This window comes from Nostoc foliaceum FACHB-393 (assembly GCF_014698505.1).
GTDB lineage: Bacteria > Cyanobacteriota > Cyanobacteriia > Cyanobacteriales > Nostocaceae > Nostoc > Nostoc foliaceum_A.
Window position 1 is genome coordinate 15,170 of the sequence record NZ_JACJTD010000027.1, and the last position, 20,362, is coordinate 35,531.

General features: G+C 42.1%; 15 protein-coding genes. 14 read left to right on the forward strand and 1 reads right to left on the reverse strand.

What is annotated here, in order from left to right:
- Nucleotides 1–202 precede the first annotated feature (202 nt).
- From der to H6G92_RS21365, 8 genes are all read left to right on the forward strand, one after another.
- Nucleotides 203–1,573 (forward strand): ribosome biogenesis GTPase Der, encoded by a 1,371-nt coding sequence (gene der / locus H6G92_RS21330; protein WP_190895602.1) that lies wholly within the window; start codon nucleotides 203–205, stop codon nucleotides 1,571–1,573.
- Nucleotides 1,574–1,752: 179 nt separating this feature from the next.
- Nucleotides 1,753–2,670 carry an energy-coupling factor transporter transmembrane component T family protein gene (locus tag H6G92_RS21335; protein ID WP_190895603.1) on the forward strand — a complete coding sequence of 306 codons (918 nt, stop codon included), beginning with the start codon at nucleotides 1,753–1,755 and terminating at the stop codon, nucleotides 2,668–2,670.
- A 124-nt stretch (nucleotides 2,671–2,794) separates the two neighbouring features.
- Complete coding sequence (locus H6G92_RS21340; RefSeq protein ID WP_190895604.1) at nucleotides 2,795–4,258, forward strand: anthranilate synthase component I; 1,464 nt, start codon at nucleotides 2,795–2,797, stop codon at nucleotides 4,256–4,258.
- A 482-nt stretch (nucleotides 4,259–4,740) separates the two neighbouring features.
- Entirely contained in the window at nucleotides 4,741–5,019 is a 279-nt protein-coding gene (pipX, locus tag H6G92_RS21345) for a transcriptional coactivator PipX (protein ID WP_109010971.1), read from the forward strand.
- Nucleotides 5,016–5,684: a YggS family pyridoxal phosphate-dependent enzyme gene (locus H6G92_RS21350; protein ID WP_190895605.1), complete on the forward strand. Its 669-nt coding sequence runs from the start codon at nucleotides 5,016–5,018 to the stop codon at nucleotides 5,682–5,684. Before pipX ends, H6G92_RS21350 begins: the two co-directional genes overlap by 4 nt.
- Before the next feature lie 366 nt (nucleotides 5,685–6,050).
- Nucleotides 6,051–6,653: a cell division protein SepF gene (locus H6G92_RS21355; RefSeq protein WP_190895606.1), complete on the forward strand. Its 603-nt coding sequence runs from the start codon at nucleotides 6,051–6,053 to the stop codon at nucleotides 6,651–6,653.
- A 106-nt stretch (nucleotides 6,654–6,759) separates the two neighbouring features.
- The gene (proC, locus tag H6G92_RS21360) at nucleotides 6,760–7,578 is read left to right on the forward strand and encodes a pyrroline-5-carboxylate reductase (RefSeq protein ID WP_190895607.1); all 819 of its coding nucleotides are present in this window, start codon (nucleotides 6,760–6,762) and stop codon (nucleotides 7,576–7,578) included.
- Between the two features lie 140 nt (nucleotides 7,579–7,718).
- The gene (locus H6G92_RS21365; RefSeq protein ID WP_190895608.1) at nucleotides 7,719–10,397 is read left to right on the forward strand and encodes a DEAD/DEAH box helicase; all 2,679 of its coding nucleotides are present in this window, start codon (nucleotides 7,719–7,721) and stop codon (nucleotides 10,395–10,397) included.
- Nucleotides 10,398–10,618: 221 nt separating this feature from the next.
- Here the strand turns inward: H6G92_RS21365 and H6G92_RS21370 are convergent, their stop codons facing one another.
- Nucleotides 10,619–10,993, reverse strand: coding sequence for a hypothetical protein (locus H6G92_RS21370; protein WP_190895609.1), 375 nt, complete (start codon nucleotides 10,991–10,993; stop codon nucleotides 10,619–10,621).
- Between the two features lie 693 nt (nucleotides 10,994–11,686).
- Between H6G92_RS21370 and H6G92_RS21375 the strand changes: the two genes are divergently transcribed.
- The 6 genes from H6G92_RS21375 (at nucleotide 11,687) to H6G92_RS21400 (ending at nucleotide 20,129) form a co-directional block, all read left to right on the forward strand.
- On the forward strand, nucleotides 11,687–13,678 hold the full coding sequence (locus tag H6G92_RS21375) for a heavy metal translocating P-type ATPase (protein ID WP_190895610.1): 1,992 nt from the start codon (nucleotides 11,687–11,689) through the stop codon (nucleotides 13,676–13,678).
- 111 nt (nucleotides 13,679–13,789) lie between these two features.
- A complete protein-coding gene (locus H6G92_RS21380) occupies nucleotides 13,790–14,467 on the forward strand; it encodes a hypothetical protein (RefSeq protein WP_190895611.1) in 678 nt (225 codons plus the stop codon).
- 230 nt (nucleotides 14,468–14,697) lie between these two features.
- Entirely contained in the window at nucleotides 14,698–15,684 is a 987-nt protein-coding gene (locus tag H6G92_RS21385; protein WP_190895612.1) for a hypothetical protein, read from the forward strand.
- Nucleotides 15,669–16,604: an AAA family ATPase gene (locus tag H6G92_RS21390; protein ID WP_190895613.1), complete on the forward strand. Its 936-nt coding sequence runs from the start codon at nucleotides 15,669–15,671 to the stop codon at nucleotides 16,602–16,604. The genes H6G92_RS21385 and H6G92_RS21390 overlap by 16 nt, the downstream gene beginning before the upstream one ends.
- Nucleotides 16,591–18,033, forward strand: a complete 1,443-nt coding sequence (locus tag H6G92_RS21395) for a hypothetical protein (RefSeq protein ID WP_313889986.1) — start codon at nucleotides 16,591–16,593, stop codon at nucleotides 18,031–18,033. The genes H6G92_RS21390 and H6G92_RS21395 overlap by 14 nt, the downstream gene beginning before the upstream one ends.
- A gap of 74 nt (nucleotides 18,034–18,107) precedes the next feature.
- Complete coding sequence (locus H6G92_RS21400; RefSeq protein ID WP_190895614.1) at nucleotides 18,108–20,129, forward strand: CHASE2 domain-containing protein; 2,022 nt, start codon at nucleotides 18,108–18,110, stop codon at nucleotides 20,127–20,129.
- The last annotated feature ends 233 nt before the right edge of the window (nucleotides 20,130–20,362 follow it).

Sequence of the window (20,362 nt, forward strand, 5' to 3'; positions counted from 1 at the left end):
GTGAGATCACCTCTCCCTCTCTTAAACTCAACTTCAAGTCTTTCCCTCTCCGAGTCGGAGAGGGATAGTTTTACGTGGTAAAACCAGGGAGAGGTTTCTTTAACATCGCCTCATGATGATTGGGAAATTATTAAAACTTCAAGTTTAAAGCGAGTAAAATGTAAGTACGTGATATACTACGTCTCTCACTTACCCTGGTTTTATGGCACTGCCAATTGTTGCAATTATCGGACGCCCAAATGTGGGCAAATCCACCCTGGTTAATCGACTCGCCGGGGAACAAACGGCGATTGTCCATGATGAACCGGGAGTGACACGCGATCGCACTTACATGCCAGCTTTCTGGAATGGCCGCGAATTTTTAGTGGTAGACACTGGTGGTTTAGTTTTTAATGATGATACCGAATTTTTACCACTGATTCGCCAACAAGCAATGACAGCCCTTGCAGAAGCATGTGCCGCTATTTTTGTAGTGGATGGTCAAACAGGCCCCACATCGGCAGACCAAGAAATTGCCGAATGGATGCGCCAACAACCCGTACCTGTGCTACTAGCTGTAAATAAATGTGAATCTCCAGACCAAGGCTTAATGCAAGCCGCTGAGTTTTGGGAATTGGGATTGGGCGAACCTTACCCCATCTCCGCAATTCATGGCAGTGGTACAGGAGACTTACTCGACGAGTTAGTTAATCACATCCCTGCTGTTGAAGACATCCCAGAAACTAATGAAATCAAAGTGGCAATTGTCGGCCGCCCGAATGTAGGCAAATCGAGCTTACTCAATGCTTTTGTTGGGGAAGAAAGGGCAATTGTCAGCCCAATTTCCGGCACAACCCGCGATGCTATTGATACCGTCATCGAACGAGACGGACAAACCTACCGCTTGATTGACACCGCCGGTATTCGCAAAAAGAAACACATAGAATACGGCACAGAATTCTTTAGTATTAACCGTGCTTTCAAAGCGATTCGCCGCGCTGACGTGGTTTTATTAGTAATAGATGCCGTAGATGGAGTCACTGAGCAAGACCAAAAATTAGCTGGGCGGATTATCGAAGAAGGTCGAGCTTGCATCATCGTCGTTAATAAGTGGGATGCTGTCGAAAAAGACTCTTACACAATCTACGACTACGAAAAAACTCTGCAATCACGTTTACATTTTACCGAGTGGGCAGAAACAATTTTTGTAAGTGCCTTGTCAGGACAACGGGTAGAAAAGATTCTCGAATTAGTGAAAACTGCGGCTGAATCACACAAACGCCGTGTCAGTACATCAGTTATTAACGAAGTTTTAACAGATGCCGTCAGTTGGCATTCACCGCCAGCATCCCGTGGTGGGCGTCAGGGCAAAATTTATTATGGTACACAAGTAAGTAGCCAACCACCAACGATCGCACTATTTGTCAATGATTCCAAACGCTTCAACGACAACTACCGCCGCTACATTGAACGCCAATTCCGGCAACAACTAGGATTTAAAGGTACGCCAATTATCTTACTGTGGCGGAGCAAAAAAGTCCGTGATGCTGAAAGTGGTAACGTTAATAGAGCAACTCGCGTCAAATTAAGTTAGGAGACGCGATGAATCGCGTCTGTACAAGAGAGATGCCATTAATTGCGTCTGTACAGGAGTTATGAGTTAAAGCCAAAATTGTTAACTACAGAACCCTATCGACTTGAATTTGATAGCGGCACAAGGTAAAAGTTATGAGTTAAAGTCAAAACTCCTAACTCCTCACTCTTAACTTTCAAATGGATTTATTGCGATCGCTACCACTTGGACTTTATTTAGAACAACCCCAAACTTGGCTGCATAAAATCGATCCGCGAGTCAAGTTTGCTTGGTTGATGAGCTTTTTAACAAGCTATGTTTTGGCTAACAGCTTTTGGCGAGTGCTGCTGGTGGTAGTATTGATTCTTGCTACCTTGATTGCTAGGATTCCCCGACGAGTATGGCAGCAGCAAATGGGTTGGCTACTAATGTTATCGTTTTTTGTCTTAGCGATCGCAGCCGTAAGTCCTGATGGAATGGGTGTAAATTATCAGCCACGCCTGCCAGCTAACGAACAAATATTAACCCAGCCATCAAACTCCAATAATATTGTTCAAGAGCAAGCAAGTAATAACAAATACAGCTATGTGTTATTTCATAAAGGCCCAGTCAAAGTAACTCGCCGCTCCTTGGATTTGGCAATACGCCTGAGTACAATTATATTTACCGTAATTTACAGCACCAACCTGTATCTGCTGACAACCGCACCAGAAGAAATCACATCTGGCATAGAAAGCCTAATGCAACCCCTGCGACGTTTCAAGTTACCTGTCACAGAAATTGCTTTAACTTTAACCTTGTCTTTGCGCTTTATTCCCCTGGTTTTAGAAGAAGTGCAAAACTTATTTCGCTCCGTGATGACAAGGGCAATCAATTGGAAAAAGTTGGGATTGAAAGGAGCATTCAAAGTTTGGATGACAGTTGCAGAAAGACTGTTAGAAAATCTGCTCTTACGAGCCGATCAAATGGCGAATGCAATGATGGTGCGGGGTTTTACCAGTCCCAACGAGCATCGAGTGCAGTGGCACGACTTACGATTAAAAGGGCGTGACTGGCTTGCTATTGCAACTTTAATTTTATTCTGGGGAATACGGCTAGCCATAGGAACTCAGGTCTAATTTTGCACCGAGAAAATGGTAAGAGGTAATAGATAATTGCATTTTGTCAGTGGTCAGTAGTCGTAGTTATTTGTACTCACTGCTGAAAAATGTTAACTAATTATTGACAACGCTTTTAAAAAGTATGACCAAGGCTTGGTATTGGCGATCGCTACCCTTAGAAAAGCGCACAGGTTCAGAAGTTTTTGCTGCTCTTTTTCGCCCTACCGCCGCACCGGGAATTGCTACCCTAATAGAAAGCCCCTACCCAACGCCAATCGATCATCCTCAACTCAGCCGATATTCTATCTGTGCAGGTGCTCCTCGTATAGTCGATGGCATCCCCCAGATGTGGACACCAGAAGTAGGAGAAGTTTTTCCCTTCCTAGAAAAGTTGTTACAGCCAGGGGTAGGGCAAGATGAGAGGGATGAAGTAGTATTTTCTTCCCCTGCTCCCAATCTCCCTTTCACCGGTGGTTGGTTAGGTTGGCTAGGCTACGATGTGGCATGGGAAATTGAACAGCTACCCCGTCATAGAATTGATCCCCTGCCATTTCCCATAGCTTTTTGGTACGAACCAGATTGTTTTGCTGTTTTGGATCACGTGCAACAAATTCTTTGGCTAGCGGCCAGTGATGCAAGTGGACTTGATGAGTTACAGGAGAAATTAGTAAAGAAAGAATTATCTGTGTCTCCTTGTCCCCGCGTCCCAGTGTCTTCTTCGCTCCCTCTGTTTTTGACATCGCAATCAGATTATGAAACAGCTGTAAACCAGGCGAAAAAATATATTCAAGCTGGAGACATCTTTCAGGCAAATCTTTCGTTGCGATTTCAAGCGTCTACATCGGCTTCTGGTTGGGAAATTTACCAAGCCTTACAAAAAATCAATCCTTCTCCTTTTGCTAGCTATTGGCAAACGCCTTGGGGAGAAGTGATCAGTTGTTCGCCGGAACGGTTAGTAATGTTGCAAAATCGGCAAGCCGAAACCAGACCGATCGCCGGGACGCGATCGCGCGGTGCTACACCAGAACAAGATATGCAACTGGCACAAGATTTACTCAGCAACACCAAAGAACGTGCAGAACACATCATGCTAGTGGATTTGGAACGCAATGATTTAGGGCGAGTTTGTGAATGGGGAACGGTTACTGTTGACGAATTGCTGACAATTGAGCGATATAGCCATGTAATGCATCTTGTCAGCAACATCAAAGGTACTTTAAAAGCTGAACGCACCAGCATTGATTTGATTCGTGCCACGTTTCCAGGTGGCACAATCACAGGTTGTCCCAAAGTCCGTTGCATGGAAATTATTGAAGAACTAGAACCCGTGCGGCGCAGTTTGTTTTACGGTTCCTGTGGCTATTTAGATTGGCGTGGTCATTTAGATTTAAATATTTTAATCCGCACCCTGCTATTAGCTCCCGTGTCTCAAGAAGGTGGGGGAGCAAGGGAAGAACAGCTTACTGAGAACTCAGGACTCAACACTGTCTGGGGACAAGTTGGCGCGGGAATTGTTGCAGACAGCGATCCTGAGAAAGAATGGTATGAATCTCTGCACAAAGCTCAGGCACAACTTGCAGCACTGAAAATGCTAAATAATCAATAAGGCTAAAGGGTACAGGTAATAGGGAATAGTCTTCTTTCCAATCCCTTGTTCCCTATTCTGTTAGCTATTTTGTGCCATTCCGCGACAGTTGTGGCAGTATGGAAAGAAGTTGAAAAGTTCGCTGTCGCCGTTGGGAACTTCAAAGGGTGTTTTCCCTTGCCACGTCAAACTTTCAACAAGAGGATCAGGACTGCTTTGTGCCTTGTGCCGCTAGGTTGGTGTATTTGAGTTACCAAAGCACATGGCGATATCTATCAACAAAGCTCTACTCTTCGAGTCTACGCTTCGCGGGTCACATTATAAAATTTCGCCTCACTACCACTAGCTTCATCTGCCCATTAGAAACTAGATCAAGGTCTTCGTAACCGCAGTTTTGCATTTTAAGAAAATATTCTGACGAATGTTGGTATTATCGTCTGAATGTTTGGAATTCACTGCGAAAAGATATATAACTCCCACCTTGACTACACCTTGACTCTTAAATGAATCCAGAAAACGCAGAAACTTACATAAACCATCCAACTTGGGGTTTACTCTACAAAATCTGTATGGTTGATGAGAACCAGGATCTGTTCACCACACTTTATGCCCAGCGCTTATTTTTTTTGGTCGCAAATGACGTTAAAGGTGTTAAATTCCAGTCTCTAGGACGTACTGAGGCTAGAATGATGTTGGAAAATCGCTTACGTACCCTGCGGCGCAGTGGACAATCTCAGGAGTACGATCAGCTTCAGAGTGTTTTCCAACGCACCTTCCAATGAATAGTTCGATTTCCGAACGTATTGTTACCATTCGCTCCTCACTGCCAACTTCAGTCAAATTGATTGCTGTTAGCAAACAAGCTTCTGCCCAGGCCATTCGGTCTGCCTATGCCGCAGGAATTCGTGATTTTGGGGAGAGCCGTATCCAAGAAGCCGCCAGCAAACAAGCCGAGTTGCAAGACTTACCGGATATTACCTGGCACTTTATTGGACATTTGCAAAGTAATAAAGCCAAAAAAGCCATCGAGCAATTCCATTGGATTCACTCCGTCGATAACTTGAAGCTGGCACAGCGCTTAGATCAATTGGCGCAACAGCTAGGAGTGAGTCCCCAGGTTTGCCTGCAAGTGAAAATCCTCCCCGATCCCAACAAGTCTGGTTGGAGTGTGCCAGAACTGTTGGCTGATTTACCCATACTCGATCAATACAAAAGTTTACAAATTCAAGGTTTGATGACAATTCCGCCTTCAGGATTAAATGATCCCGAAATTTTGAATGTATTTAATCTCAATCGTGAGCTAGCAAAGAAAATCCGGGAGCAAAACTGGTCACATATTAAAATGCAGCACTTGTCTATGGGTATGTCAGGCGACTACGAACTGGCAGTGCAAGCAGGCGCAACGATGGTACGATTAGGAACAATATTGTTTGGCGATCGCTCTTAGCCTATTGGTCATCAACCTTGTAAGTCAGTATTAATACAGATCAGGATTTGATGACAACAATTTTGTAACAGACTGGTGCAATTGGAAACAAAGGATATAGTATTGACAAGAGCAATCGCCAAGGGAAAATAGGGTATAAAGAGCTTTCCTTCGGACAAACCTTAGGATATAATCTTGACTCATTATTATGTTTAGGCGATGCACAGACCTTTCCAAAAAGTGTCAGTTCATCGCCAAAACCAGTAGTATGGGTTACAAATAGCAAGAGACTTGCTGAAGTATCCACCGATGTAGCGCTTGCTCCTATCTCAATCAATCCTAAGCCAAGTCAATACAGGCTATTCGCACCAGGAGAGTACACACACTATGAACAATATATTTTCCAAACTCAGAGACTTTGTGGGTCTAAATGAGCAAGTGGAATACGAGTATTACGAAGAAGAACCAGAAACAGATAATAATTACCAAAACCTGTATCAGCAAGAAAATCCCCAACCACCGGCACCACAAGAGAGTACGACCGCTCAAAATCGACGCTGGCGGGAACCAGTGCCTACAATGGGAGATGATATAGCAGCAGGTTCAAAGCCAATGGGGAATGTGATTGGTATGCCAGGAGCAATTAACGGAATTTCGGAAGTTTTAGTCCTCGAACCACGCACTTTTGAAGAAATGCCCCAGGCAATTCAAGCGCTGCGAGAACGCAAGTCAGTAGTATTAAATCTGACAATCATGGACCCAGATCAAGCTCAACGAGCAGTAGATTTTGTTGCAGGTGGTACTTACGCACTAGATGGACATCAAGAGCGCATCGGTGAAAGCATCTTTTTGTTTACGCCAAGCTGTGTCCAAGTTAGCACCCAAGGTGGCGTTCTTCATGAAGTACCACAACCGCCAGCACGCCCTTCTCGTCCTACAGGTTCTTCAAATCAAACCTGGGGTAACGAAACTAACCGGATGGCACAATAAAGTTAAATTAGTTGTTAGTCCTTTGTCCTTTGTCATTTGTCCTGGGTTTTAATAATAGTGACAAATGACAAATGACAAACGACTAACGGCAAATGACTAACGATCAATGACTAGAAAATTTGGCTTAATTGGTGGTGGGGTAATGGGAGAAGCGCTCTTATCCCGCCTTATCGCGCGTGGAATTTATCAATCATCAGAAGTCATAGTTAGCGAACCGCTATCTTCACGCTTAGATTTTTTAAAACAGCAATACGATGTTGCTGTGACGACAGATAATAGCGAGGTTTTCACCGAAGCCAAAGAAGTTGTATTTTTGGCAGTTAAACCGCAGGTGTTTAGCGCGATCGCTCAAGAATTAGCAAATATTGATATTCTTAATAAAGAACACTCACCCCTAATCATTTCCATATTAGCGGGTGTACCTTTAAGCCAGCTAGAAGCTGCATTTTTGCAATTGCCAGTTATTAGAGCAATGCCCAACACCCCAGCAACAGTGGGAGCGGGAATTACCGCAATTTGTTCAGGTGCATACACTAATGCCAAGCACCACCAACTAGCACAGCGAGTTTTTTCTGCTGTGGGCGAAGTTGTGGAAGTCTCAGAAGGGCTGATGGATGCAGTCACAGGGCTATCTGGTAGCGGCCCGGCTTACGTGGCACTCTTGGTAGAAGCACTTGCTGATGGCGGAGTATCCGCAGGTTTACCTAGAGCAATTGCCAATCAACTAGCCTTGCAAACCGTACTGGGAACAGCGAAACTGTTACATGAAACCAAAATGCACCCAGCAGAACTCAAAGATCGCGTAACCAGTCCTGGTGGTACAACCATTGCGGGAATTGCCAAGCTAGAAAAGGCAGGATTTCGTTCAGCTTTAATTGAAGCAGTAAAAGCTGCCACAGAGCGATCGCAAGAGCTGGGAAAATAAAGTGAGGAGTGAGGAGTTAGGAGTTATGAGTTATGAGTTTTAACTTCTAACTCATAACTCCTCAATTCTAACTCCTAACCTAACGAAGTTGACAAAAGACTCGTTAGTATAGTAAACAATCTGGTTGCAAATGTGATTGAGTGAATTATCCTGCGCCGTCTCCAGAACTTGACTTAGGGTCTATATTTCCCTTTGATCTGGATCAGTTTCAAAAAGAAGCGATCGCGTCCCTAAACGCTGGACGCTCCGTTGTCGTATGTGCCCCCACAGGTTCGGGCAAAACATTGGTCGGAGAATACGCCATTTATCGCGCCCTGGCGCGAGGAAAACGTGTATTTTACACTACTCCCCTGAAGGCGCTGTCAAATCAAAAATTACGTGACTTTCGAGAAAAATTCGGGTTTGATCAAGTCGGACTGTTAACTGGAGATGCTTCCATTAACAGAGATGCACCGATTTTGGTAATGACCACAGAAATTTTCCGAAATATGCTCTATGGCACACCCATTGGGCAAATAGGCATCTCATTAGTAGACGTTGAAGCGGTGATCCTTGATGAGTGCCACTACATGAACGATCGCCAGCGCGGTACAGTTTGGGAAGAATCAATCATCTATTGTCCCCGTGAAGTACAACTGGCAGCCCTTTCAGCAACCGTTGCTAACAGCGATCAACTCACCGACTGGCTAAATCGTGTTCACGGCCCAACTGACCTGATTTACTCCGATTTTCGCCCAGTTCCCTTGGAATTTCACTTTTGCAATCCCAAAGGGTTATTTCCCCTGCTGAATGATAGCAAAACCAAAATTAATCCCCGCCTTCTTCAGAAAAAGAAGGGGAGAGGGGGAGACAGGGAGAGGGGGAAAAGTGGCAGACCGGAAGCTCCTGGCATAATTTATACCTTGAGCCAGTTAGAGCAACGGGATATGCTCCCAGCGATTTACTTCATCTTCAGCCGCCGGGGATGTGATAAAGCAGTGGCGGAAGTGGGTGATTTATGGCTGGTAAATAGTGAAGAGTCCCAAATTTTACGCGAACAGATTGATGACTTTTTAGCCCGCAATCCCGAAGCCGGGCGTTCTGGACAAATTGCACCCCTGTACCGGGGAATTGCTGCCCACCACGCCGGAATTTTGCCTGCTTGGAAAGCACTGGTAGAAGAACTATTTCAGCAGGGGCTGATTAAAGTAGTATTCGCCACCGAGACGCTAGCAGCGGGAATTAATATGCCGGCCCGAACAACCGTAATTTCTACCCTTTCCAAGCGGACTGATACTGGACACCGCCTATTGAATGCTTCCGAATTCTTGCAAATGGCGGGACGAGCAGGCCGCCGAGGGATGGATAAACAAGGTCATGTGGTGACAGTCCAAACTCCCTTTGAAGGAGCCAAAGAAGCCGCGTATTTGGGAACCTCCAAGCCAGACCCCCTAGTTAGCCAGTTTACGCCCAGTTATGGCATGGTACTAAACTTGCTGCAAACACACACCCTAGAGCAAACCAGGGAACTGATAGAACGCAGCTTTGGGCAGTACATGGCCACCTTGCATTTAAGACCAGAATACGATGAGATTGCCGAACTGCAAACGCAATTAGCTCAACTTCATGAGCAAATCGCCGCTGTTGATGAAAATGAACTGGCTGTTTATGAGAAATTGCGGCAACGCCTGAAAGTAGAACGCCAGATATTGAAAACCTTGCAAGAGCAAGCACAGGAAGACAGACAAGAAGAATTGGGGATGATGTTGGGTTTTGCAGTGTCAGGAACTCTGTTGAGTCTCAAGGGCAAAAATATCACAGTGTCTACACCCGTAACCGCAGTGTTAGTAGGAAAATCGCCTGGTTCTGGTCAAGCTCCTTACTTGGTATGCTTGGGGCACGATAATCGCTGGTATGTGGCAACGACAGGGGATGTAGTCGATTTGTATGCCGAACTGCCGCGAATTGAGGTGCCACCTGATTTACTACCACCGCCAGAGATGCCTTTGAAGCCAGGACAGTCGCGCCGTGGTAATCAAGAAACATTTGCGATCGCTGCGCGTATTCCCGATCCCTTAGAATCTTTGCATCTGGCACCAGAAGTAGCAGAACAACTCAGTCGCACTGCCGCCGTCCAAGAGCAATTAGAAGCTCATCCTCTACATCAATCAGGCAATGCTGCCACGCTTTTCAAGCGCCGGGCCCGCTATGTCGAATTAGAAGCCGAACTCGAACAGTTGCAAGGGCAAGTAGAGCAACAGTCACAACGTCATTGGGAAGAATTTATCAATTTAATCTCAATTCTGCAACACTTTGGCGCTTTAGATAACTTAGTACCCACACAATTAGGGCGAATCGCTGCTGCCATTAGGGGCGAGAATGAGTTGTGGCTAGGTTTAGTATTCGCTAGTGGCGAATTGGACAACTTAGATCCGCACCATTTAGCCGCCGCCGCCGCCGCTTTGGTGATGGAAACACCTCGTCCAGATAGCAAAGTTAACTACGAGCTTAGTAATGAAGTAGCAGAAGCCTTGGCAAAATTGCGGGGAATTCGCCGTCAAATGTTCCAACTGCAACGGCGGTATAACGTAGCGCTGCCTATATGGTTGGAATTTGAGTTAATTGCGATCGTGGAACAATGGGCGCTGGGAATGGAATGGACAGAACTCTGCGAAAACACCACTTTGGATGAAGGCGATGTGGTAAGAATTTTACGGCGGACGTTGGATTTATTATCGCAAATACCCCACGTTCCCCATTTACCAGACTCTTTCCAGCGTAATGCCTATCGGGCGATGCAGTTGATTGATAGATTCCCTGTGAATGAAGTAGTTGAATAAAAAGGATGCAGAGACGCACAGAGAGTATTTGATAATTTCTTTGCGTAAGTTTGAGGGGTTTATAGTACTACTGTAAACCCCTCAATCATGAATTTAGATTTGACCAAATAATAGTAGTGGTACGTAGTTTAAAATGCTTTTTTGGTTTCGTATATCTTCATATACGTCATTAATCAAATGTATCTAACAGAAGTTATAGTCGCTACCAGCGCTACTCAATCTTAGTACACCAAGTTTCCAGTACCGCGCAACTGCCGCAAAGAATTTACACAGTATGGACAGTCACAACCAAATGTCTTAATTGCAGCATCACTTTCCTCCTCAGTAAAGTTCAACATAGCAATATTATCATCTGATACTGATGTGACAATGGTTGAGGAACGTGTAGAGTCATACGGTTGCTTTCTCTCTGAATCTCGAATGCACACAAAATCTGTTCCACCATGTGGGTTAGTGATACAGGTACGACCGTCTTGTGTGTGCAGTAATCGCTGAGTAATACTAGCATGAGCAGGATTAAGTACTGCAAGCGTAGACATCAGCGACACAAAGATTGAGGAACTGGAAAGCAAATTCAGGATGATTTTTTTGTTCATAGATTTCCTTGAGAAAATTGTCTACTAGCTTAGGGTATTCGATTCACTTTCAAACTTCAAGTAAATTTTTCCTAAAATATAGCTAGCTTGACACTTGTTACCCAAGAAAGTTCCATATCTACCCAGTTTGATCACAAATTAATTGCTACAGCAGACTTCAAAGTTAAAACAGGCTTTATGTCTGGATTGGAAATCTCAGTTGTATAGTTCAGCAAATTTAAATCTGCTGTAAGTTAGTAAACGTGAATGATTGAATGTTTGTAGTAAGTGGCTCTAGCTGCTTACTATGAGCAAATTTAATTAATTTTATATTGCAGAACATAGTTTAATTTATTTTACCGAATTACTTTTATTCTTAAAATAGTGATTTTTTGCTTAATGTAAGTATAAAAGCTTAATTAAATTAAACCTTGTAGTCAGTGGCTCTAGCACTTTTAAATATTATGCAGAGTGAGAAATCGCTCACTACGAACAAAATTTATATCTTACATTATTTTATATAACTAAGAACCAATACAGCTATCTTTACAAGATTATAAAACTTAATTGTAACCAAAAGATAATTTAAATATATAGCAATAAATTTGATATAGATTCTCGTTCTTAAATTATCAACTTGTAAAAACTCTTTTTTTTCATTACATTTGTAAAAAGACTCATATATTAAGTAATTTACCAGCCTCAACAGAAAATATGAAGCGAAAACTACATTCAGAATCTTCAGGTTGTTGCAATGGTGAACATCATCATGAGAATCATAACCATGATCATAATCATAGTCATGATGAGAATCATAACCATGACCATAATCACGAACACGGTAGTGAATTCAATCTCAAAAATGAAGTATTGCCTTTGGTGGTAATTTTAAGTTTGTATGTGCCTGGTGTAATTTTTGAAGACCAATTACACAATACATTCTACTCTATAGGTGAATATCTGCTTTTCATCCCTGCTTATTTATTAAGTGGATGGAGTGTTTTAAAAACTGCTGGGCGCAATATACTTAAAGGCAGAGTATTTGATGAAACTTTTTTGATGACAGTAGCGACACTCGGAGCGATCGCAATTCATAAGTTACCCGAAGCTGTCGGAGTCATGTTATTTTATAAAATTGGGGAATTATTCCAAGATATTGCCGTTAGTCGTTCCCGTAATTCCATCAAAGCTTTATTAGAAGTACGTCCAGACTATGCCAATCTTAAAACAAAAGAAGGAATAAATAAAGTATCGCCAGAAACAGTAAATATTGGCGAAATTATTGTTGTCAAACCCGGAGAGAAGATTCCCTTAGATGGTGAAATTATAGATGGGAATTCGCAAGTTGATACGTCTGCATTAACTGGAGAGTCTGTACCGCGAACGGTGAGAATGGGAGAGACAGTTTTGGCTGGGATGATCAATAAAATGGGTGTTCTCAGCATTAGAGTAACAAAACTATTTGATGACTCTTCTATTGCTAAGATTTTAGACTTAGTACAAAATGCCAAAAGTAAAAAAGCAGAAACAGAAAAGTTTATTACTAAATTTGCTCGATATTATACGCCAATAGTAGTTTTTATATCTCTAGCAGTTGCATTATTACCTCCTTTATTGATTTCTGGCGCAACTTCATCGCAATGGGTTTACCGTGCCCTAATTCTACTAGTGATCTCCTGTCCATGTGGACTCGTTATTAGTATTCCATTAGGTTACTTTGGAGGTGTGGGAGGTGCTGCTAGACGTGGTATTTTGGTTAAAGGTTCTACTTTTTTAGATACGTTAAACGCAGTCAATACAGTTGTTTTTGATAAAACTGGAACGCTAACTCACGGGGTATTTAAAGTAGCACAAATAGTACCATCAAATGGCTACGATGAACAAGAATTATTACAATTAGCTGCCAAAGTAGAATCGCACTCAAATCATCCCATTGCTCAATCTATCCGTAAGGCTTATGGTGGAAAAATCGATGAATTTGAGGTGAGAGATTATGAAGAGGTAGCAGGCTATGGAATTAGAGCCAAAGTTGAAAATAAGGTAGTGATAGCGGGAAGCGATCGCTTATTACACAGAGAAAATATTGCTCATGATAATTGCCAGTTAGAGGGAACAGTTATTCACTTAGCAGTAGATAATATTTACGCTGGGTATATTGTCATTGCTGATGAACTAAAAGAAGATGCGAAACACGCTATTCAAGCACTTAAGAAAATGGGTATAGAGAGAACGGTAATGTTGACAGGAGATAATCAAGCGATCGCATCCCGCATTGCTCAACAGCTTGGCATAGATAGCTATGAAGCAGAGTTATTACCCGAAGAAAAAGTTAATGCCATTGAGAAGTTACTCAGCACCGCCGGCAAGTATGCTAAAGTTGCCTTTGTTGGTGATGGCATCAATGATGCGCCAGTGATTGCTAGAGCAGATGTTGGTATGGCAATGGGTGGCTTAGGCTCAGATGCAGCGATAGAAACTGCCGATATTGTCATCATGACAGATGCACCCTCAAAAGTGGCAGAAGCAATACAAATCGCCAGAAAAACAAGGCAAATTGTTTGGCAAAATATTGGGTTTGCATTAGCAATTAAAGGTGTATTTATTGGATTGGGTATTTTAGGCGTAGCGACAATGTGGGAAGCTGTGTTTGCGGATGTGGGAGTGGCGTTACTAGCAATTTTCAACGCAACTAGAGTAATGAAATAAAATTTTTGGAAAATCGGGAATCCGTAATTGGGAATTTGTAGTAGTTAAAACTGAAAAGCAATAATTGAATATATTAAACACTCCCAAATCGGATTCCCCTAGAGGTAGACTGTGAACCCATCTATTAAAGGTATCGCTACGGCTGCGTTAGCTTTACTATTAACTAATTCAGCAACCTTAGTAGTTGCATTACCCCAGAAAACTAATCAACCGCCAACCGATGCGCGTTCCCAACCGTTAAAAGACACCTTGATTATTCCTGGGGAAAGAGTTGGGCTGATAACACGCACAACCACCAGACAAGATTTAGTGAAGTTATTTGGTGCATCCCATCTCGTTGACAAAACCATTTCTGGCCCTGAAGGAATCGGTAGTTTTGCAGCTACTCAGGTAAATCTAAATCAGGGACGCTCTCTGCTAGTAGTTTGGAGTGATAATACTCGTACTAAACCATTAGATGTGCGTAACCTGGGTTCAGCTTGGAAAACCCGTGAAGGTATCGGTGTTGGAACGCCTTTAAGCGAGTTACGTAAGAAACTAGGTGATTTTAAACTCTATGGATTGGCGTGGGACTACGGCGGTACTATTTTGTTAGATAGTAGCCGATTATCTCGCTATCAGGGCAAACTTATCCTGCGAGTAGATACTGCTGCTAATGCTTACGAAAAGTTTCCCAATGACTACCAAGCGGTGTCTGGAGATACTACTTTTTCCTCTAGCAATACCCACTGGAAACCTCTGGGAATCAGGCTAGCAGAAATTATCGTTGTACTGAATACAAGTGAGTAGTGGTATGCTAAACATCTAGTTTGCTTGCTAGGACGTAGAGAGATTATGGAGACGACGTTCTTATACTAAGTCTGGAATTGGCAAATTACTGACAGAAGAAATTATATAAGTGATATCTCATGTCGTAATGATGTTTCAGCTACTGAAACCAAACACAGTAAACCAGATTGGTAGATCGATAATCTGGCTAGTCGTATTGAGTAAAGATTATTGACTCAAAAAGTACCTAGATGTCCTCCGAGCAGCATCTACAGCACAAACGCCATGCACTACAGGAACATTATGACCTGTTAGCCGAGAAGTTAAAAAGGTTGCGTCGTGATTATGCGATCGCAGCAGATACTCTCATTCGCTTCCAATTAGAAAAGCAAATTGAACAAACTGAAGCTGAACTAAACGAATTAGCTCAAAAGCTTGATGATTTAGAACTAGCTCTATCTAGTGGAAAAGTGTATCGTGCTTTGTTGAAATTGGGCTATCGAGAGCAGACGCGATCATTTCGGAGATTCATTGAGACTCATTCAGTAGGAGCCTTTCTAATCCACGGTTCACTTTACTATGGTCAACGCTGGTTATTGAATCGGTTAGTGGTACAAAATGTCCCTAATATCATGACAGGAAAAGTTGTACGAATTGAACTCAGTCGCATTGCTCGGAGGAGTGACAGTGCTGCTTTGTGGCGTGAACTTGGTGGTAGAGTTGGTCTGGGTAGGCAAAGCTCAATTCCTGAAATTGCTGAACGAGTTTATCAATGGTGGCGAACTCAGAATGTTCTGCTAATTTTTTATGATGTGGATTGTCTATCAGAAGCTTCTCTCGACGAAATTATCAGGGATTTCTGGCTACCACTGGCAACCAAAGTAAGGGAAACAACTTCGCAAGTTAGTCAATTTAAATTACTAATGTTTCTAGTAGATTATGACGGTTGTGCAGGTAGTTGGAATCTTCCTTTTGTAGAAAAGCTCGAACCAACATGGAAGCCACATAACCCTGTCAAGCTACCTGGGATTACCGAATTTTCTGAGTATGAACTGACTAACTGGCTGGAGCATGAGGCGGATGAACTGCCAACTAAGCTGATAGACGCAGTAGATGAAACGATACAAATTATACTAAAAAATAGTGATAATGGTATTCCAGAACGCGCGTTGGAAGAAATTTGTCAGCTGTCTGGCTTTAATTGGTATGACAAAGAAGAAAAATGGTTAAGGCTGTAGGGAGACAATTATTGGAATATACAGGTAAAATCCAGCCTCAACTAGGAGAAAGGGGGGCGAATGGACAGTTGTTATATCCCTATTTGCCTAATCCTGAACTGGTAGAAGCAGTCAACTTAGCAATTTACTTAGAACGACCGTTATTACTGAAGGGAGAACCAGGATGCGGCAAGACTCAACTTGCAAGTGCAGTTGCCTACGAGCTAGGTTTGAACTTGGAAGCTTGGTATGTCAAATCTACCAGTCGCGCAAAGGATGGCTTGTATAACTACGATGCTGTTGGACGTTTGCGGGATGCCCAGCTAGCTGCTTCCGGTCGCCTGACAGAAGAACAAATCCAGCGAATTGATGACCCAATTACCTATGTGCGCTGGGGGCCTCTGGGACGGGCATTTCAGCAAGAAAACCGCACTGTCGCGCTGATTGACGAAATTGATAAAGCTGACATTGACTTTCCCAACGACCTGCTGCTGGAATTGGATCAGAAACGATTTTCTATTGAAGAAACAGGTCAGGAGATTGAGGCAAAAGCAGCACCGATTGTTTTGATCACCAGCAATGATGAGAAAGATTTACCCGATGCCTTCTTGCGGCGCTGCTTGTTTCATTATGTTGAATTTCCTAGCCCTGAAAAACTTATTCAAATTATGAATACTTTGTTTCCAACGGCATCAGAGGTGTTGATTAATCAAGCGGTAAAACGTTTTTTAGAACTGCGAGAGGACATGGGAAAAACAAAAGGGGAGGCTGGTAAGAAGGTAAGTACTAGTGAATTAATTGATTGGTTTCGGGTTCTGCAACGCTATCCTCAAGACGAGGTTATGAAAAAATTAAATGGTAAGATTCCATACGCTGGAGTTTTACTCAAAAGTTGGGATGATCATATACGTTATCTAAAACAAAGCCGTGGACGTGAATGATATACCTTTACTGGAACTATTCACTAGGCTGAGGAAAGCAGGCTTACCACTCGGCATAGACGATTATCAATTAGTTTTGCAAGCTATGCAAGCTGGCTTTGGAATTGGTGACAAAGCAACTTTAAAACGTCTGTGTGAGACATTATGGGTAAAATCTACTGAGGACAAAAGGTTATTTGATTATCATTTTGAACAATTAATTGGTACTGGAATAGTTGCTAAAGACCCTAGAAAGTCTAAGTTTGACCTCATTACTAATTATTTAGCTGTGGTAGGTGCTTTGATTATCGGAGTATCGATTATTACTTTATTAGCTAATATATTTTTTATTAATAAAAATCAAAATCAGGAAAATAACACTCAGACAAGTCAGATTCCAGCACCAAGTTCAACTACCAACCAAACTCAAGCGCCTCAAAATACTGGAGTGAATCCAAGCCCGACTCAACAGATACAGATGAATCAAGACCAAAACCAACTCAATTGGAGTGGGATTTTTCAGATAGTTTTGACAATTGGATTAGTATCAGTTTCTGGGATAAGTCTGACTGCTTTTATATATAAGTTTTATATATGGGTAATTACGCTGTTTTATAAACCAACAGTTAGTGATGATAATGTCCTACCAGAAGCAATTCCGAATGCGCCTAGTTCCGTTCTACCCGCACAACTGACACAGGCAATAGAAGATGAAGTGCAAGTAGCACAAGCAGTGTTGCAAGCTACTAGCAAGAATGAGAGTATTCCTCACAACCCCTTTATTCTAACCAGCGAGTATTTTCCTGTTACTGAGCGACAAATGAAGCAGAGTTGGCGCTACTTACGCCGTCCGGTAAGGGAGGGAGCAGCAACAGAGTTAGATGTAGAAGCTACAGCAAACCAGATTGGTCGCCAAGGTTTATGGTCACAACCTGTATTAGTTCCACGTAGGGTAAACCGGGCAGAAATGTTGTTACTAATTGACCAAGATGGTTCGATGGTGCCTTTTCATACACTGTCACATCGGTTAGCAGCAACAGCTTTGCGGGGTGGACGTTTGGGTAAAGCTGGCATTTACTACTTTCATAATTGCCCTATCGATTATCTCTATCACGACCCCCATCATCAACAAGCAGTTTTAGTTAGTCATATCGTTACCCATGTTTGCTCTGAGCGCACGGCTGTATTAATTTTTAGTGATGCTGGTGCTGCTCGTGGTGGCTTTAGTGAGGAACGCTACCTTTTAACTGAGGCATTTCTTCAAAGCTTGAAACAACGGGTGCGTTACATTTCTTGGCTGAATCCTATGCCAAGAAAGCGTTGGCTTGGAACAACAGCAGGTGAAATTTCCCTTTTAGTGCCAATGTTTGAAGTTAGCCGCCCAGGTTTACAAGATGCTATTGGGGTACTACGCGGACGCCCAACAAACTTTGAGAATCGCAGAATATGAACAAAGTTAGACCTGAAGTTACCAACCGACGCATCGAGTCTTTTAGTAAACGCTTTGGCAAGGCGCACCTATATTTGGCTTATCATGCTGCTTTTCCATTGGCTCTCACACCCGATTTGTTATATCGTTTGTGGGCTAATTTCCAGCAAGATATTCATGGTGAGATGCTAGGCATTCCTTGGGTAGCAGTAGCAGATTTACTGCTTTCTAATCTGTGCGATGAAGTTGGGCATGAACTTTATGAGATAGATTTGGCAGTGCGAAATGAGCTGCTGAACCGATTAAAGGAAGATGAAAAGTTTGGTCAACAGCGCATTCAGGAACTTTCAAACTTCATGCTCTATTATGTACAACAGCAGATCCAAAGTGATGACCTTGACGTTAGAGATTTTGCCCAAACTCAAAGATGGATAGCTTTAGCATACACTCAACCTAGTCACGTTGCTAAAGAGATAGCATTAGAATTCTCAAAATTAGGAGAAAAAAATACAGCCGAACTAGTGCGGATAGCATCATTGACTGAAACACTGACTGAACAATTGGCTGGTTTTAAGCCGCTACTGAGTTATGTAGATGGAATAAAAAAGTTTGTTCGTGGTGATATAGATGCAGCAAAAGCTCAGTTTAGTGAAGCTATGGAAGGAGGAAATCAGATACAGGTTGCTGGTGTTAGTTTACCTATTCCGGAACAGTTGCAGGACTTGCGTAAAAATAAAAGTTCACCTTCACGGACTCTACTTTTAAGCTTCAAATGGTTAAAAGAATTAATTTCTAAGAGGCGAGAAAGCCCACCAATAGAATTTCAAAAACTTACTTGGCAAAAGTTTCGTACTATGCTGTTTAGTAGCTTAGGTTTAACTACTTTCATAGTAGTCCTACGCATATTAGGAGTGTTTCAAAACTCGGAGATTTCACTTTTTGATCAGATGATGCGACTTCGACCACTTGAGGAGCCAGATAAGCGTTTACTAGTCGTTAAGATTACTCGTGAAGACATTGAATATTATGCTAGAAATTCTACTCCTAAAAATGGAGCTTCCTTATCAGACGAAATTATTCATAAGCTTCTATCAGCACTGCTTAAGAACAGTCCACGAGTAATAGGCATGGATATTTATCGTTATGCTAAAGCTGAAGGAAAATTAACTGAGCTAATTCGTGAAAAGCAAACAGATAAACATTTAGTTTTTATTTGCAAATTTCCAGATTACATTTCAAATTCAGATGGTCGAGGCCGTAATCCCCCACCTGATGTTCCGCTAGAGCAAGTAGGTTTAAGCGATTTTATTTATGATGATGATGGAGTTATTCGTAGACAACTTATTCAAATGGGAACTCCGACTACTGAAGAAACTCAAAATTCAACTTGTAGAAATCCAGAACCATATGGTTTAATGAACTCCTTCAGCTTACAAGTAGCTCAAAAATATCTAAACGAGAATATGGAGTCTGGTTTCAGTGTTGTAAAACCATTTGATAATATCTTAAAACCACTTGACATAAGTAAGAAAGGTGGATACAGTTTAAAGAATTTAGATGGTTTTCAAATACTTTTAAATTATCGTTATACTCAAGCAATAGCTAACCCAAATAGTCATTCTCTTAGGAACATTGCTCCACAATTTACTGTTCAGCAGATATTGGAGGTTAATAGTATTGATGAAAGTTTTGTAAAAGATAAAATTGTTCTCATTGGAACGACGGCTGAGGGATATGACCAGATATTCAAGACTCCCTTTTCTAGCCCAGGATCAGATCAGGCTATGGAGGGATTATTTATTCAAGCACAAATGGTTAGTCAGCTTGTCAGTGCTGTTGAAGATGGGCGACCTTTAATACGAGTTTCGTCTCTTGAGTATGAGATACTTTGGATTCTTTTTTGGTCATTTATTGGAGCTATCTTAGCTCAGTTGTTTCGTACATCTATAAGATTAATTATATCGGGAGTAATTGCCTTAGCTAGCCTATACATTATATGCCTCATCTTATTTATTTCCCCCATACAATATTGGATACCATTTTATTCTCCTGCCATGTCATTCCTCACTACTAGTGGAGTAGTGTATATCAGATTTCAAAAACAGAAATCTTTGTAAATTTCTAAAAGTATAGAACTTACGCATTGACAAAAAATACTAAATATAGATCACTTGAAAAACCACATCTTTCGTAGGGGCACAGCATGGTCTATTTCCGATCGCAAGATAATTAAGAAAACTCTGAAACACGTATTTTCGTTAACTCACATTATGATGCATTTGTACAGTGCGTAAGTCATAAAGTAATATTTTGTACCCCCATTAGATTGTGGAGCAGTGAAAAGCGATCG

Bases quoted from the DNA above. Each gene is read 5' to 3' on its own strand.
- der (WP_190895602.1), top strand. From the start codon at position 203: ATGGCACTGCCAATTGTTGCAATTATCGGACGCCCAAATGTGGGCAAA.
- H6G92_RS21335 (WP_190895603.1), top strand. From the start codon at position 1,753: ATGGATTTATTGCGATCGCTACCACTTGGACTTTATTTAGAACAACCC.
- H6G92_RS21340 (WP_190895604.1), top strand. From the start codon at position 2,795: ATGACCAAGGCTTGGTATTGGCGATCGCTACCCTTAGAAAAGCGCACA.
- pipX (WP_109010971.1), top strand. From the start codon at position 4,741: ATGAATCCAGAAAACGCAGAAACTTACATAAACCATCCAACTTGGGGT.
- H6G92_RS21350 (WP_190895605.1), top strand. From the start codon at position 5,016: ATGAATAGTTCGATTTCCGAACGTATTGTTACCATTCGCTCCTCACTG.
- H6G92_RS21355 (WP_190895606.1), top strand. From the start codon at position 6,051: ATGAACAATATATTTTCCAAACTCAGAGACTTTGTGGGTCTAAATGAG.
- proC (WP_190895607.1), top strand. From the start codon at position 6,760: ATGACTAGAAAATTTGGCTTAATTGGTGGTGGGGTAATGGGAGAAGCG.
- H6G92_RS21370 (WP_190895609.1), bottom strand. From the start codon at position 10,993: ATGAACAAAAAAATCATCCTGAATTTGCTTTCCAGTTCCTCAATCTTT.
- H6G92_RS21375 (WP_190895610.1), top strand. From the start codon at position 11,687: ATGAAGCGAAAACTACATTCAGAATCTTCAGGTTGTTGCAATGGTGAA.
- H6G92_RS21385 (WP_190895612.1), top strand. From the start codon at position 14,698: ATGTCCTCCGAGCAGCATCTACAGCACAAACGCCATGCACTACAGGAA.
- H6G92_RS21390 (WP_190895613.1), top strand. From the start codon at position 15,669: ATGGTTAAGGCTGTAGGGAGACAATTATTGGAATATACAGGTAAAATC.